Origin of the sequence: Pigmentiphaga soli (assembly GCF_039541095.1) — a bacterium.
Taxonomy (GTDB): Bacteria; Pseudomonadota; Gammaproteobacteria; order Burkholderiales; family Burkholderiaceae_B; genus Pigmentiphaga; species Pigmentiphaga soli.
This window is the reverse complement of sequence record NZ_BAABFO010000008.1, coordinates 193,282-207,057: the sequence shown is the minus strand read 5'-3', so window position 1 is coordinate 207,057 and position 13,776 is coordinate 193,282. Positions and strand designations below refer to the sequence as shown.

At 68.6% G+C, this 13,776-nt stretch carries 12 protein-coding genes; 5 read left to right on the top strand and 7 right to left on the bottom strand.

Annotation, left to right across the window (positions count from 1 at the left end; all coding sequences use genetic code 11):
• Positions 1–19: 19 nt before the first annotated feature.
• The 5 genes from bamC to ABD927_RS10760 all read right to left on the bottom strand — a co-directional run bounded on the left by bamC (position 20) and on the right by ABD927_RS10760 (position 5,078).
• Positions 20–1,222, bottom strand: a complete 1,203-nt coding sequence (bamC, locus tag ABD927_RS10780; protein WP_345249149.1) for an NlpB/DapX family lipoprotein — start codon at positions 1,220–1,222, stop codon at positions 20–22.
• Positions 1,223–1,307: 85 nt separating this feature from the next.
• Positions 1,308–2,207, bottom strand: coding sequence for a 4-hydroxy-tetrahydrodipicolinate synthase (gene dapA / locus ABD927_RS10775; protein ID WP_345249147.1), 900 nt, complete (start codon positions 2,205–2,207; stop codon positions 1,308–1,310).
• 81 nt (positions 2,208–2,288) lie between these two features.
• On the bottom strand, positions 2,289–2,936 hold the full coding sequence (locus ABD927_RS10770; protein WP_345249145.1) for a site-2 protease family protein: 648 nt from the start codon (positions 2,934–2,936) through the stop codon (positions 2,289–2,291).
• 34 nt (positions 2,937–2,970) lie between these two features.
• A complete protein-coding gene (locus ABD927_RS10765; RefSeq protein ID WP_345249143.1) occupies positions 2,971–3,603 on the bottom strand; it encodes an L-threonylcarbamoyladenylate synthase in 633 nt (210 codons plus the stop codon).
• Positions 3,604–3,710: 107 nt separating this feature from the next.
• On the bottom strand, positions 3,711–5,078 hold the full coding sequence (locus ABD927_RS10760) for a tryptophan--tRNA ligase (protein ID WP_345249141.1): 1,368 nt from the start codon (positions 5,076–5,078) through the stop codon (positions 3,711–3,713).
• A gap of 169 nt (positions 5,079–5,247) precedes the next feature.
• Between ABD927_RS10760 and ABD927_RS10755 the strand changes: the two genes are divergently transcribed.
• The gene (locus ABD927_RS10755; protein WP_425570236.1) at positions 5,248–5,466 is read left to right on the top strand and encodes an RNA-binding S4 domain-containing protein; all 219 of its coding nucleotides are present in this window, start codon (positions 5,248–5,250) and stop codon (positions 5,464–5,466) included.
• A gap of 12 nt (positions 5,467–5,478) precedes the next feature.
• Here the strand turns inward: ABD927_RS10755 and polA are convergent, their stop codons facing one another.
• Entirely contained in the window at positions 5,479–8,202 is a 2,724-nt protein-coding gene (gene polA, locus ABD927_RS10750) for a DNA polymerase I (protein WP_345249138.1), read from the bottom strand.
• Between the two features lie 49 nt (positions 8,203–8,251).
• On the opposite strand from polA, the gene ABD927_RS10745 reads away from it, so the two are divergent.
• From ABD927_RS10745 to ABD927_RS10730, 4 genes are all read left to right on the top strand, one after another.
• Positions 8,252–9,004, top strand: a complete 753-nt coding sequence (locus tag ABD927_RS10745) for an LOG family protein (protein WP_345249137.1) — start codon at positions 8,252–8,254, stop codon at positions 9,002–9,004.
• Positions 9,005–9,072: 68 nt separating this feature from the next.
• Positions 9,073–10,041 carry a homoserine kinase gene (locus ABD927_RS10740; protein WP_345249136.1) on the top strand — a complete coding sequence of 323 codons (969 nt, stop codon included), beginning with the start codon at positions 9,073–9,075 and terminating at the stop codon, positions 10,039–10,041.
• A 143-nt stretch (positions 10,042–10,184) separates the two neighbouring features.
• Entirely contained in the window at positions 10,185–10,982 is a 798-nt protein-coding gene (locus ABD927_RS10735) for a BPSS1780 family membrane protein (RefSeq protein ID WP_345249135.1), read from the top strand.
• A gap of 200 nt (positions 10,983–11,182) precedes the next feature.
• Positions 11,183–11,386 (top strand): cold-shock protein, encoded by a 204-nt coding sequence (locus tag ABD927_RS10730; RefSeq protein ID WP_345249134.1) that lies wholly within the window; start codon positions 11,183–11,185, stop codon positions 11,384–11,386.
• A gap of 86 nt (positions 11,387–11,472) precedes the next feature.
• Here ABD927_RS10730 and ABD927_RS10725 read toward each other — a convergent pair whose 3' ends face one another.
• On the bottom strand, positions 11,473–13,761 hold the full coding sequence (locus ABD927_RS10725; RefSeq protein WP_345249133.1) for a UvrD-helicase domain-containing protein: 2,289 nt from the start codon (positions 13,759–13,761) through the stop codon (positions 11,473–11,475).
• Positions 13,762–13,776: the final 15 nt, after the last annotated feature.

Below are 13,776 nucleotides of genomic sequence, written 5' to 3'. Positions count from 1 at the left end.
TAAGCGCGTAGGGGTGGGCTCATTTCAACTGATTGGAAAGCACGTTCAGGATGCGCCGCCCGGTCTGCGACCGTTCCGGATTGCCCTGGGCGTCGAGCACGGTCACGCGGGTCTGTTCGCCGGCGGTGGACAGCTTGACGCGGTACTGCGGACTGTTCTCGGGCTTGCCGCGGCCGAACAGGCGGCTGAGGAAACCCGGCTTGCTGTTGTTGGCGTCGGAATCGACGTCGACATAGCGCACGTAGTAGACGCCTTCGGCCCGGTTGCGGTCTTCCACCGTGAAGCCGCCGCGGTCCAGCGCCAGCCCGACGCGGCGCCAGGCGCGGTCGAAGGACTCGCCGATCATGAGCTCGCCGCTGTCGCCGGAGCCCGTCACCAGCTGGGTCGGCGCGCCGGAGGCCGGCTCAGGCGTAGCCTGCGCCACCATTGTCTTGGCGCGGTCGGCATCGCTGCCCAGCCGCACCATCAGGCGGCTGAGGAACTCGGCCTCCAGGCCGGGATCGTTCGGGCGGCTGGTCCAGGCGGTCTGCGTCTTGTCGGCGCCGACCAGCTCCTCGACCGCGCCGCGGTGGCTGATGTAGATCTCGGTACCCTTGTCGGTACGCTCCAGCCGGGTGCGGAACATGTCGCGCTCGCCGGTATCCCAGGCCGAATCGAACACCCGGCCGATGGTCCGGCGCAGGAAATCCTGCGGGATCTTGGCCCGGTTTTCGGCCCAGTCGGTTTCCATCACGCCGGCCTGCTGGTCTTCCTCCCGGATCAGGAAGCCGTTGTCCTGCCAGAACTGGCGCACCAGCGGGTAAAGCTGCTCCGGCGAGCGATTGTCGACCACCAGCCAGCGCTGGTTGCCCGAGCGCTCCACGCGCATGTCGGGGCGGGTGGGCAGCACGTTCGACGCGCTGGCCGGGCGCTGCTCTTCCGGCTTGGCAGCCGCGTAGCTGGAGAATGTGGTCGTGCCGCTGGTACCGCCGGCACCGGCCGCCGCGCTGGCGGTGCCGCTAGGCGCGCCCGGGACCTGGTAGCGGGTGTCGTTGGGCAGCTGCGTCAGGTCGGGCGGCACTTCCAGCTTCTGCACCGGCGCCGAGGTGGCGCTTTTGTAATCGATGGACTCTTCCTTGCCGAGCAATTGGTTGACGCTGCTGCAGCCGGCAAACAGCGCAGACAGCGAGACCAGCACCGGCAGCAGCGCCAGGCGCGGCAGATTCGAACGCACTGCATTCATTGACTCGTGACTCCTGAAACCGCGGACGGCCGCCGACCCGGGCGGGCGCAGGCCTGGCGGCATGAAACGCAAAGCGTGGGCAAAATCAAACGTCGATCCCGGCCGCCTGGAGCGCCTCGCACACCGCCGCGTGATGCTGCGGGGCGAGTTCGACCAGAGGCAGGCGATAACCCAGGGCCGTGCGCCCCATCCGGGCCAGGGCCCACTTGACGGGGATCGGGTTGGGTTCGACGAACAGGTTGCGGTTGAGCAAGGCCAGCCGGCCGTTGATCCGCCGCGCGGCCGCGGCATCGCCGGCCAGCGCCGCGGCGCACAACTCGTGCATCAGGCGCGGCGCGACGTTGGCCGTGACCGAGATGTTGCCGCGCGCGCCCATCAGCATCAGCGCGGCGGCCGTGGGGTCGTCGCCGCTGAACACCGCGAACGACTCCGGCACCCGGCTCAGCAGCAGCGAACCGCGGCCGATGTCGCCGGTGGCGTCCTTCAGGCCGACGATGCCGGGCACCTCCGCCAGCCGCAGCACGGTATCGTGCGCCAGGTCGGCGCCGGTGCGGCCCGGCACGTTGTACAGGATGACCGGCAGGTCGACCGCCTCGGCGATGGCGCGGAAATGCCGGTACAGACCTTCCTGGTTGGGACGGTTGTAGTACGGCACCACCGACAGGCCGGCATCGGCGCCGATGCGCTTGGCTTCCTTGGACAGCTCGATCGCCTCGGCGGTGGAGTTGGCGCCGGTACCGGCGATGACGGGCGCGCGGCCCGCCACGTGCTGCACGGCAAAGCGGATCAGCTCCACGTGCTCTTGCACCGACACCGTGGGCGATTCGCCCGTGGTGCCGACCACCACGAAGCCGTCCGTACCCTCGGCCAGGTGCCAGTCCAGCAAGGACTTGAAAGCGCCGTAGTCGAGTTTCCCGTCGGCCTGCATCGGGGTGACGATTGCGACGATACTGCCCTGGATCGGTGTGCGGTCGGAGGTTGCCATACGGTCGATCGGCGCCGTGCGCCGCGAAAACGTAAATCGCTCAAGTGTACCGGATATGGAAGGCGCCGGCGGATCCGCGCATCACAGGAAAAGCCTGACGATGCCGTTGCCCAGCGCCAGCACCGGCGCCACCAGGAAACCCAGCATGTTGGTGGCCAGCAGCAGGATCAGGATGACCATGCCGTAGGGCTCCAGCTTGGAGTATTGCCAGGCCAATCGGTTCGGCAGCAGGCTGAATACGATGCGGCCGCCGTCGAGCGGCGGGATCGGCAGCAGGTTGAGCGCCATCAGCATCAGGTTGACCCGCACGCCTGCCGCCGCCATGCCGAGGAAGAAATCCTCCTGCACCCCGCTTTCGATCATCAATTTGAGGCCAATGGCCCACATAATGGCCATCAGCAGGTTGACGCCCGGCCCGGCCGCCGCCACCCATAGCATGTCGCGCTTGGGGTGGCGCAGGCGGCCGAAATCCACCGGCACCGGCTTGGCCCAGCCGAACAGCAGGCCGCCCACGCCCATCAGCTTGGCGGCCAGCAGGATCAGGATCGGCACCAGCAGCGTGCCGACCGGGTCGATGTGGCGCACCGGGTTGAGCGTGACCCGGCCGGCCAGCTGCGCCGTGGGGTCGCCGAACATCCGGGCCACGTAGCCGTGAGCCGCTTCGTGCAGCGTGATCGCGAAAATCAGCGGGATCGCGTAGACCGCGATGGTTTGAATGACGGAGTCCATCGCGCGATTGTAATGGCTGCGATGGATGCGGCGCCTAGCTTTCCTGCAGGCCGAGGGCGGCGGGATCGCCGCGGCCGCGGCGCAGGACCTGCGGCGGCTCGGCGGTCAGGTCGATCACGGTGGTGGGCTCGCCGCAGCAGGCGCCGCCGTCGATCACCGCCGCCAGGTCGTGCTGGTAGCGTTCGCGGATCTCGGCCGCGTCGTTGAGCGGCTCTTCCTCGCCGGCCGGGATCAGCGTGGTCGACAGCAGCGGCGAGCCGGTTTCCTGCAGCAGCGCCAGCGCGATCGGATGGTCGGGGATGCGGATGCCGATGGTCTTGCGCGACGGGTGCGACAGCCGGCGCGGCACTTCGCGCGTGGCCTCCAGGATGAAGGTCCACGGCCCCGGCGTGGCGGCCTTGAGCAGGCGGTACTGGCGGTTATCGACGTGCGCCAGCTGCGCGATCTCGCCCAGGTCGCGGCACAGCAGCGTCAGGTGGTGGCGTTCGTCGACGCCGCGCAGGCGGCGCAGCGCGTCGGCCGCGTGCCGGTCGTCCAGCGGCGCCGCCACCGCATAGCTGGAGTCGGTGGGCACCGCCACCAGCCCGCCGGCGGCGATCATCTGCGCGGCCTGCCGCAGCAGGCGGATCTGCGGGTTCTGCGGATGAACCGAAAAGAACTGCGCCACGATAGTCCTCCATGCGAAAGCGAATTGCGCCGCCGGGACGGCGGACCAGGGGCCGGGCCGCCGGCCGCGGCAGCCGCGAATGGCGGGCGCGGCGGTACGGCAGGCGCTCAGCCGGCGGCCAGCGCGGCCAGTTCGGCGCGCAGCTTGCGCTCGGCGCCGTCGCGCGCGGCCGGATCGTCGAATGACGCCCCGCGCGCCACTTCGCGGCCGTCGAGCACCGCCACGTAGGAATCGCCCTCGGCGCGCACCGTGCCCTCGTCGCCGGCCAGCTCGCGCAGGCGGCGGATGTCGGCGCCGGCGGCCTGGGCGTCGGCGTAGGGGCCGGACAGCAGCAGCGCCTCGCCGTCGGCGGCCAGGAAGCGGAAGCGGAAGCTGCCGTCGTCGTCGCGGAAGCTGACGAAGCGGCCGGCCTTGCCGCCCTTGTCCTTCTTCTTGCCCGCCGCGCCGTCCTGGACGGGGCCGCGCAGGCGGCTCAGCCCCACGGCGGCCCGCAGCTCGGCGATGAAGGGCGCTGCGATCGCGCGCGCCTTGGCGGCGCCGGCCAGCAGGATGTCTTCGATGTCGTCGGGCCGCGCGATCAGCGTCTCGTAGCGCTCGCGCAGCGGCGCCAGATCGCGGTCGATCCGCTCGAACAGCGCCTGCTTGGCGTCGCCCCAGCCCATGCCGCCTTCCAGCGCGGCGCGGAAGGCGGCCGCCTCGCCCGCGGTGGCGAAAGCCTGGTACAGGATGAACAGGTGCGAGCCCTCGGCGTCCTTCGGCTCGCCGGGCAGCCTCGAATCGGTGACCACCCGGCCGATGGCGTCGCGCAGCGCCTTCCTGCCGCCTTCGAACAGCGGGATGGTGTTGTTGTAGCTCTTGGACATCTTGCGGCCGTCCAGGCCCGGCAGCGTGGCCACCGATTCCTCGATCAGCGCCTCGGGCAGCACGAACAGCTCGCGGCCGCGGCCGTACAGGTGGCTGAAACGCTGGGCGATGTCGCGCGCCATCTCGATGTGCTGGATCTGGTCGCGGCCCACCGGCACCTTGCCGGCGTTGAACATCAGGATGTCGGCGGCCATCAGCACCGGGTAGGAGAACAGCCCGAGCGTGACGCCGGCATCGGGCTCCTCGCCGTCGGCCACGTTCTGGTCGACCGCCGCCTTATAGGCGTGGGCGCGGTTCATCAGGCCCTTGGCGGTGACGCAGGTCAGCAGCCAGCACAGCTCGGGAATCTCGGGAATGTCGGACTGCCGGTAGAACGTGACGCGCTCGGGGTCGAGCCCGGCGGCCAGCCAGGTGGCGGCGATCTCCAGGCGCGAACGCAGGATCCGCGCCGGGTCGTCGCACTTGATCAGCGCGTGGTAGTCGGCCAGGAAGAAGAAGGCGTCGGTGCCGGCGTCGCGGCTGGCGGCGATGGCCGGGCGGATCGCGCCCACGTAGTTGCCCAGGTGGGGGGTGCCGGTGGTGGTGATGCCGGTCAGGATGCGGGTTCTCATGAAGCGTGTCTGGTCCGGAAGGCAGGCGAGCAGTTTAACGCCCCGGCGGCCGTAGAATAGGCGGCGGATACCAAGGACGCCCGATGACAGCCCCTACCCCCTACGGCATGCCCGCCTACGAGATCGAGTTCATCGCCGGCGTGCTGCGATGAGCCGGGGCCGCGTGCCGATGCAGGAAATATCCTTCCCGCTGTCCGGGCCCTTCATCGCGCTGTGCGACCTGCTCAAGGTGACTGGCGTGGCCGGCTCCGGCGGCGCCGGCAAGCAGATGGTGGCCGACGGCCTGGTGCGGGTCGACGGCGCGCCGGAGTCGCGCAAGACGTGCAAGATACGGGCCGGCCAGGTAGTAACGGTGGACGGCGTACGGATCAAAGTGACGGCCGGCTGAACCCGGCCGGCCTCAATGCGCCTGTTCCCAGGTAGCGCCGGCCCCGACTTCCGCCACCAGCGGCACCTTCAGCTCCGCCACGCCGCACATCAGTTCGGGCAGCATCCGCCGCACGCCGGCGACCTCGGCGTCGGGCACTTCGAGCACCAGTTCGTCATGCACCTGCATGACCTGGCGGGTGCCCAGGCCCTGGTTTTCGATCCAGTCCTGCACCGCCACCATGGCCATCTTGATCAGGTCGGCCGCGGTGCCCTGCATCGGCGCGTTGATCGCGGCGCGCTCGGCGGCGGCGCGGCGCGGGCCGCTGCCGCCGTTGATCTCGGGCAGCCACAGGCGGCGGCCGAACACGGTTTCCACATAGCCCTTGTCGCGCGCCTGCATGCGGGTTTCGTCCATGTAGCGCGCCACGCCCGGATAGCGGGCGAAATAGCGGTCGATGTAGTGCTTGGCGGCGTCGCGCGCGATGCCCAGGTTGGCGGCCAGCCCGAAGGCGCTCATGCCGTAGATCAGGCCGAAATTGATCACCTTGGCGTAGCGCCGCTGTTCCGACGTGACCTGGTCGGCCGGCGTGCCGAACACCTCGGCCGCGGTGGCGCGATGGATGTCGTCGCCGCGCTCGAAGGCCGACATCAGGTTCTCGTCGCCCGAAATATGGGCCATGATCCGCAGTTCGATCTGGGAATAATCGGCCGACACGATCAGGCAGCCGGGCGAGGCCACGAAGGCTTCGCGCACGCGCCGGCCTTCGGCCGTGCGCACCGGGATGTTCTGCAGGTTCGGATCGCTGGAAGCCAGCCGCCCGGTCACCACCGCCGCCTGCGCGTAGCGCGTGTGCACGCGCTGGGTGGCCGGGTTGATCATCTTCGGCAGCTTGTCGGTATAGGTGGACTTCAGCTTGGCCAGGCCGCGGTAGGCCAGCAGCGCCTTCGGCAGCGGGTAATCCTCGGCCAGCTTGGACAGCACTTCCTCGTCGGTCGACGGCGCGCCGCTGGCGGTTTTCTTCACCGCCGGCAATTGCAGCTTCTCGAACAGGATCTCGCCCAGTTGCTTGGGCGAGTTCAGGTTGAACGGCTGGCCGGCCAGCTCGTAGGCGAGCTGTTCCAGCCGCAGCATTTCCTGGCCCAGCGCGTGGCTCTGCCGGCCGAGTTCGTCGGGGTCGATGCGCACGCCGTTGCGTTCGATCACGCACAGCACGCGCGACACCGGCATCTCGATCGCGTAGATCGCGGCCAGCTTGCCGTCGGCCTCGATGCGCGGATGCAGCACGCCGTGCAATTGCAGCGTGAAGTCGGCGTCTTCGCACGAATACTGGCTGGCGACGTCGATCGCCACTTCGTCGAAACAGATCTGGTTGGCGCCCTTGCCGCAGATGTCTTCGTAGGCCACCCCCTTGCGGCCCAGCCAGCGCAGCGCCAGTTCGGCCAGCCCGACGCCGCGGTGCGATTCCAGCACATAGGCCTGCAGCATGGTGTCGTGCGCCACGCCGCGCAGCGCGACGCCGGCGTTGGCGAACACATGGGTGTCGAACTTGGCGTTGTGCAGCAGCTTGGGCGCCTTGGGGTCTTCCAGCCAGGGCCGCAGCCGCGCCAGCACCTCGTCTTTCGGCAATTGTTCGATCGAGCCCGGGTGGCGGTGCGTGAGCGGGATGTAGCAGGCGCGGCCCGGCGCCACCGACAGCGAAATGCCCACCAGCCCGGCCTGCATTTCCGACAGCGAATCGGTTTCGGTATCGAGCGCCACCAGCCCGGCCTGGCCGATGGCCTCCAGCCAGCGGTCGAACACGGCCCAATCGGTGACCGTGTCGTAGTGCAGCTCGACCGGCGCCGCCGGCGCCTCGGCCTGCACCACGCGCGAATCGCCTTGCGGGATCCGCTCGGCGTCGCCCGTCAGTTCGCGCAGCCAGCTGCGAAAGCCGTAGCGCTCGTACATCCGCTCCAGCTCGGCGCGGTCGGCCGGCCGCTCGACCAGCGCGTCCAGGCCGGGAATGTGCGCGGCCAGGTCGCAGTCGGTGCGGATGGTGACCAGCTTGCGGGTCAGCTCGAAGTTCGGGATCGCGGCGCGCAGGTTGCTGCCGGCCACGCCTTTGACCGAATCGGCCTGCGCCACCAGCTGTTCCAGCGAGCCGTACTGGCTCAGCCACTTGGCGGCCGTCTTGGGGCCGACCTTTTCCACGCCCGGCACGTTGTCGACCGTGTCGCCGATCAGCATCAGGTAATCGACGATGCGCTCGGGCGGCACGCCGAACTTGGCGGCCACGCCGGCGGCGTCCAGCGTTTCGCCGCTCATGGTATTGACCAGCGTGACGTGGTCGTTGACCAGCTGCGCCATGTCCTTGTCGCCGGTGGATACGATGGTGCGCACGTCTTGCGCGGCGGCCATCACCGCCAGCGTGCCGATCACGTCGTCGGCCTCGATGCCCTCGATCGCGAACACCGGCCAGCCTTGCGCCCGCACCGCTTGCACGATGGGCTCGACCTGCAGCGCGAGGTCGTCCGGCATGGCCTTGCGGGTGGCCTTGTAGTCGGCGTAGAGGTCGTCGCGGAAGGTCTTGCCGGGCGCGTCGAAAATGCACGCGATATAGTCTGCCTTATGATCGTTGCGGGCCCGGCGCAGCATGTTGAGCACGCCGTACAGCGCACCGGTCGGCTCGCCCTGCGCGTTGCGCAGGTCGGGCAGGGCGTGATACGCACGGTACAGGTAGCTGGAACCGTCGACCAACAGCAACGTCTTTGCCATGATGAAACACAGAGATATTCAAAAGAAACAGGAAGACCTTTCCGGCAGCATGGATCCGAGGATCGCCGCCAAGAACACGCGGCGCGTGCCCGGCCTGCGCGACGTGGTCAACGTGGAGCGCGCCACCGCCACCAAGGCGCGCGAATCGTGGCACGTGCTGGGGATTATGTCAGAGTTCTTCGAGGCCTCCGAACGGCTGGCCCAGATCCGGCCGGCGGTCAGCATCTTCGGCAGCGCCCGCACCGCGCCCGGCTCGCCCATGTACGAAAAGGCGCAAGCCATCGCCCGCCTGCTGTCGGAAGCCGGGTTCTCGGTGGTTTCCGGCGGCGGGCCGGGCATCATGGAGGCCGCCAACAAGGGCGCCTACGAAGGCCCCAGCCCCAGCATCGGCCTGAACATCGAGTTGCCGCACGAGCAAAGCAGCAACGGCTTCCAGAACATCAGCCTGTACTTCCGCCATTTCTTCGCGCGCAAGGTGGCGTTCGTCAAGTTCACCTCGGCCTACGTGGTGCTGCCGGGCGGCTTCGGCACGCTGGACGAGCTGTTCGAGGCCCTGACGCTGGTGCAGACCAACAAAAGCCGCAGCATGCCCATCATCCTGGTCGGCAGCGACTACTGGGGCGGCCTGCTCGACTGGATCCGCGCCCGGCCGCTGGCCGAGGGGATGATCTCGGTGGCCGATCCCGATCTGTTGCAGCTGATCGACGATCCGCAACAGGTCGTCGAGGCGATTTTCGATTTCTACGAACACGCCGGCTTCACGCAATCGCCCGGCGAACGCGAGGCATTGCTGAATCTCTGAGGTGGGCGCTTCTTCCGGGCTAAAATGAAGCGATTTCGCCGTTTCCCGACCTTCGCCCCCCACCCTACATGGCCGTATTCACCCCTGTCGACGAGGCGGACGCCCGCGATCTGCTTGCGCGCTATCCGCTCGGCGACCTGATTTCGCTGCGCGGCATCGCCTCCGGCATCGAAAACACCAATTATTTCCTGACCACCGGCCGCGGCGAATTCGTGCTGACCGTGTTCGAACGGCTCACGCGCGAGCAACTGCCGTTCTACATCGAGCTGATGCGGCACCTGGCCGAGCGCACGGTGCCGGTGCCCGACCCGCAGGCCACGGTCGACGGCCAGCGCATCGCCGAGCTGCATGGCAAGCCCTGCGCCATCGTCACCCGGCTGCCGGGCCAGTGCGACATGGCGCCCGCCGAGGCCCATTGCGCGCTGGTGGGCGCCGCGCTGGCGCGCATGCACCTGGCCGGACGCGACTTCCCGCTGCGCCAGCCCAACCTGCTGGGGCTGGACTGGTGGCGCGCCACCGCGCCAGTGGTGGCGCCCTACCTGGGCGAACAAGCCGCCGCGATGCTGCTCGACGAAGTCCGCATCCAGGCCGAATTCGCCCAGGGCGCGACCTGGCGCGCGCTGCCCGAAGGGCCGGCCCACTGCGACCTGTTCCGCGACAACGTGCTGTTCGCCGGCACGCCGGAGGCGCCGGAGCTGGGCGGCTTCATCGACTTCTACTTCGCCGGCTGCGACCGCTGGCTGTTCGACGTGGCGGTGTGCCTGAACGACTGGTGCGTGGCGCCGGCCAGCGGCGAATTCCGCCCCGCGCTGGCCGCCGCCTTCCTGCGCGCCTACGCGGGCGTGCGCCCCTTCGAGCCGGCCGAATACGCCGCCTGGGCCGCGATGCTGCGCGCCGCGGCGCTGCGGTTCTGGATCTCGCGCCTGTTCGACTTCCACCTGCCGCGTCCGGCGCAAACCCTGACGCCGCACGACCCCACCCACTTCGAGCGCATCCTCCGGCTGCGCCGCACCCAGGCCCCCTTCCCCCTCCCGTAATGAGCCCACCCCTACGCGCTTCGCGCGCCCCTCAAGGGGCGACGCCCGCGGACCGGCAAAGCCGGATCCGCGGCGTCCTGGATCGAGCCGCGGCGCAGGAGGGCGACGGCCGGGGATGTAACACCATGGACCACTGAACCGACATGCAAGCCTCATCTCTTCCCCCGAACGCGGGCATCCGATGGGTGCGCGAAGGCTGGGCGCTGTTCCGCCGCCAGCCGGTCGCCATGTTCACCTGGGCCCTCACCATCGGTTTCATGGTGCTGGTGGCCAGCCAATTGCAGCCCGTCGGGCCGCTGCTGTTCGTCGTGCTGATGCCGTCGATCACGGTGATGACGCTGCAGGCCTGCCGCGACATCGTGGCCGGCAAGCCGGTCTACCCGCTGCAATTGTTCGCGGTGCTGAAGCGGCCGGGGCTGGCGCGGCGCCTGCTGGCGATGGGCGGCGCCTACGTGGCCCTGGTGCTGGCGGTCGGCATGCTGGCCTTCCTGCCGTTCGCCGATACGCTGCGCGACACGCTGGAACAGATCTCCGACAACGACCTGGCGCCGCTGCTGGTGGCGATGCGCTTCCCGATCGCGATCTTCGGCCTGCTGTACGTGGCGATCGCTGCCCTGTTCTGGCATGCGCCGGCCCTGGTCGCGTGGCAGGGCCTGGGCCTGCGCAAGGCGCTGTTCTTCTCCGGCGTGGCGTGCTGGCGCAACAAGGGAGCGTTCGTGGTCTACGGCCTGGCCTGGTTCGTGATCGTGTCGGCGCTGGAGATCGCCGGCGGCCTGCTGGTCGAGGCCGGCTTGTCGGAAAACCTGGCCGGGCTGATACAGATGCCGTTCAATTTCCTGGCTGCCGCGGCGCTATATTGCAGCTTCTACCCGGTATATGTGTCCATCTTCGGCCAGGACGCCTTCGAGCGGCCGGCCATGGCTTTGCCGGAACGTCATTGACCGCCACCGGCACGGCGATCCAATTCTTAAAAGCAGTTGACGCTGCCCCCAATCCCCCGTATAAGGATCCGGCACGATTTTCAGGTGATGAGTTGCTGTACAAATTGCTTACCCTCGCGGTACAGGGTTGTTCTGGTCTCTTTCCTTGATTGTCCTGCATTCCGTCAAGCAGTCTTTTTTAAGTATCGAGGATAAACACCATGGAAACCGGTACCGTCAAATGGTTTAACGATGCCAAGGGCTTCGGCTTCATCACGGCCGATTCCGGCGGCGACGACCTGTTCGCCCATTTTTCAGAAATCCGCATGGACGGCTTCAAGTCCCTGCAAGAAAACCAGAAGGTCAGCTTCGAAGTGACCGTGGGGCCGAAGGGCCGCCAGGCTTCGAACATCCGGCCGGTCTGAGCCCGGAACGCGGGTAGCACCGCTTCGGAGAGCCCCCGCCCTGCGGGGGTTTTTCATTTCGGGCGGCGCTTTCGCCCGCCCCGGGATCACACCACGTCGAGCTTGGCGATGCCGAGCGCCAGCGTCTTGGTGCCGACCTTGCCGAAATTGATCTGCGCCTGGGCGTCGGTGCCGCTGCCAGACAGGCTGACGATCACGCCTTCGCCGAAGCGGGCGTGGGCCACGCTCTGGCCCACCTTGAACAGTACGCCCCCCACCTCGACCCCGGCGTCGGCGCGGCGGCCGGCGTAGCCCTGCGACGAGCCGTAATAGGCGTCCTTGCTGCTGCGCCCGGTATCGCCGCGCGCCGGGCGATCGTCGTCCCAGGCCGAACGGGCCCACGAAGAGCCGCCCGCCGGCGGCAGCCCGGCCAGGCCGGTCTTGGGCGTCAGCCACTTCAGGCACTCTTCCGGAATTTCCGACAGGAAGCGCGAGCGCATGTGGTAGCGCGTCTGCCCGTGCAACATGCGGGTCTGGGAAAAGCTCAGGTACAGCCGCTCGCGCGCGCGCGTGACGGCCACGTACATCAGGCGCCGCTCTTCTTCCAGGCCGGCCTGTTCGAGGATGCTGTTCTCGTGCGGGAACAGCCCTTCCTCCAGGCCGGAGATGAACACCGCCTCGAACTCCAGCCCCTTGGCGGCGTGCACCGTCATCAGCTGCACGGCGTCCTGGCCTTCGCTGGCCTGGTTGTCGCCCGCCTCCAGCGCCGCGTGCGACAGGAAGGCGGCCAGCGGCGAGGGCAGCTCGATGCCGGCCTCGGGCAGGGTCTGCGCCAGCGCGCCGGCGGCGTCGAAGGGATAGCCGTCCTCGGCGGCGAAGGCGGCGGCGGCATTGACCAGTTCGCGCAGGTTCTCGACCCGCTCGGCGCCTTCCTTTTCCTGCAGGTAGTGCGGCACCAGGCCGCTGGCCTCGATCACGTGGTCGACGATCTCGTGCAGCGGCAGGTTCTGCGTCTCGAAGCGCATGCGGTCGATCAGGGCCGCGAACTGGGCCAGGTTATTGCCGCCGCGGCCCGGCACCTGGGCCACGGCGGCGTACAGGCTGCTGCCGCTGGCGCGCGCGATGTCGGCCAGCTGCTCCAGCGTGCGGGCGCCGATGCCGCGCGCCGGGAAGTTGACCACCCGCATCCAGGCCGTGTCTTCGTGCGGATTTTCCATCAGCCGCAGATAGGCCAGCGCATGCTTGACCTCCTGCCGCTCGAAAAAGCGCAGGCCGCCGTACACCTTGTACGGCATGCCGGCCGAGAACAGCGCATGCTCCAGCACCCGCGACTGCGCGTTGCTGCGGTACAGGATGGCGATCTCGCGCCGCTGGCGGCCCTCGGCCACCAGCGAGCGGATCTCTTCCACCACCCACTGCGCTTCCTGCGAATCCGTCATCGCCTCGTATACGCGTATCGGTTCGCCGTGGCCGCGTTCGGTCCACAGGTTCTTGCCCAGCCGGCCCGAATTGTTGCGGATCAGCGTGTTGGCGGCGTCCAGGATGTGGCCGTAGGAACGGTAGTTCTGTTCCAGCCGGATCACCGCGCCGTGCGCGTATTCGCGCTCGAACTCGGCCATGTTGCCGACGTTGGCGCCGCGGAAGGCGTAGATCGACTGGTCGTCGTCGCCCACCGCGAACAACGCCGCGCCGCCGCCGGCCAGGAGCTTGAGCCAGCGGTACTGCAGGCGGTTGGTGTCCTGGAACTCGTCGACCAGGATGTGGCGGAAGCGGTGCTGGTAGTGCTCGCGGATCGGCGCGTTGCGCGACAGCAGCTCGAAGCAGCGCAGCAGCAGTTCGGGGAAGTCGACCACGCCTTCGCGCTGGCACTGGGCGTCGTACATGCCGTAGAGCTCGGCCATCTGGCGGCTGAAGCTGTCGTAGGCCTCGACGGCGGTATGGCGCAGCCCTTCTTCCTTGGCGCCGTTGATGAAATTCTGCAGCTGGCGCGGCGGGTATTTCTCGTCGTCGACGCCGGCGGCCTTGAGCAGCCGCTTGATGGCCGACAGCTGGTCGGCCGTGTCCAGGATCTGGAAGGTCTGCGGCAGGCCGGCGTCGCGATAGTGGGCGCGCAGCAGGCGGTTGCACAGGCCGTGGAAGGTGCCGATCCACATGCCGCGCGTGTTGATCGGCAGCATCGCGGTCATGCGGGTGAGCATCTCGCGCGCCGCCTTGTTGGTGAAGGTGACCGCCATCAGGCCGTGCGGGCTGACCTGCCCGGTCTGGATCAGCCAGGCCATGCGGGTGGTCAGCACCCGGGTCTTGCCGCTGCCGGCGCCGGCCAGCACCAGGGCGTGGCGCGGTTCGAGGGTAACGGCGGCGAGCTGGGGGGGATTCAGGTTGTCGAGCAGGGACATCGGGAGGCAGGGGAA

Coding starts and splice junctions, on each gene's coding strand:
- bamC (WP_345249149.1), bottom strand. CDS start 1,222: ATGAATGCAGTGCGTTCGAATCTGCCGCGCCTGGCGCTGCTGCCGGTG.
- ABD927_RS10755 (WP_425570236.1), top strand. CDS start 5,248: ATGCAGGAAATATCCTTCCCGCTGTCCGGGCCCTTCATCGCGCTGTGC.
- ABD927_RS10770 (WP_345249145.1), bottom strand. CDS start 2,936: ATGGACTCCGTCATTCAAACCATCGCGGTCTACGCGATCCCGCTGATT.
- ABD927_RS10740 (WP_345249136.1), top strand. CDS start 9,073: ATGGCCGTATTCACCCCTGTCGACGAGGCGGACGCCCGCGATCTGCTT.
- ABD927_RS10725 (WP_345249133.1), bottom strand. CDS start 13,761: ATGTCCCTGCTCGACAACCTGAATCCCCCCCAGCTCGCCGCCGTTACC.
- dapA (WP_345249147.1), bottom strand. CDS start 2,207: ATGGCAACCTCCGACCGCACACCGATCCAGGGCAGTATCGTCGCAATC.
- ABD927_RS10760 (WP_345249141.1), bottom strand. CDS start 5,078: ATGAGAACCCGCATCCTGACCGGCATCACCACCACCGGCACCCCCCAC.
- ABD927_RS10735 (WP_345249135.1), top strand. CDS start 10,185: ATGCAAGCCTCATCTCTTCCCCCGAACGCGGGCATCCGATGGGTGCGC.
- polA (WP_345249138.1), bottom strand. CDS start 8,202: ATGGCAAAGACGTTGCTGTTGGTCGACGGTTCCAGCTACCTGTACCGT.
- ABD927_RS10745 (WP_345249137.1), top strand. CDS start 8,252: ATGGATCCGAGGATCGCCGCCAAGAACACGCGGCGCGTGCCCGGCCTG.
- ABD927_RS10730 (WP_345249134.1), top strand. CDS start 11,183: ATGGAAACCGGTACCGTCAAATGGTTTAACGATGCCAAGGGCTTCGGC.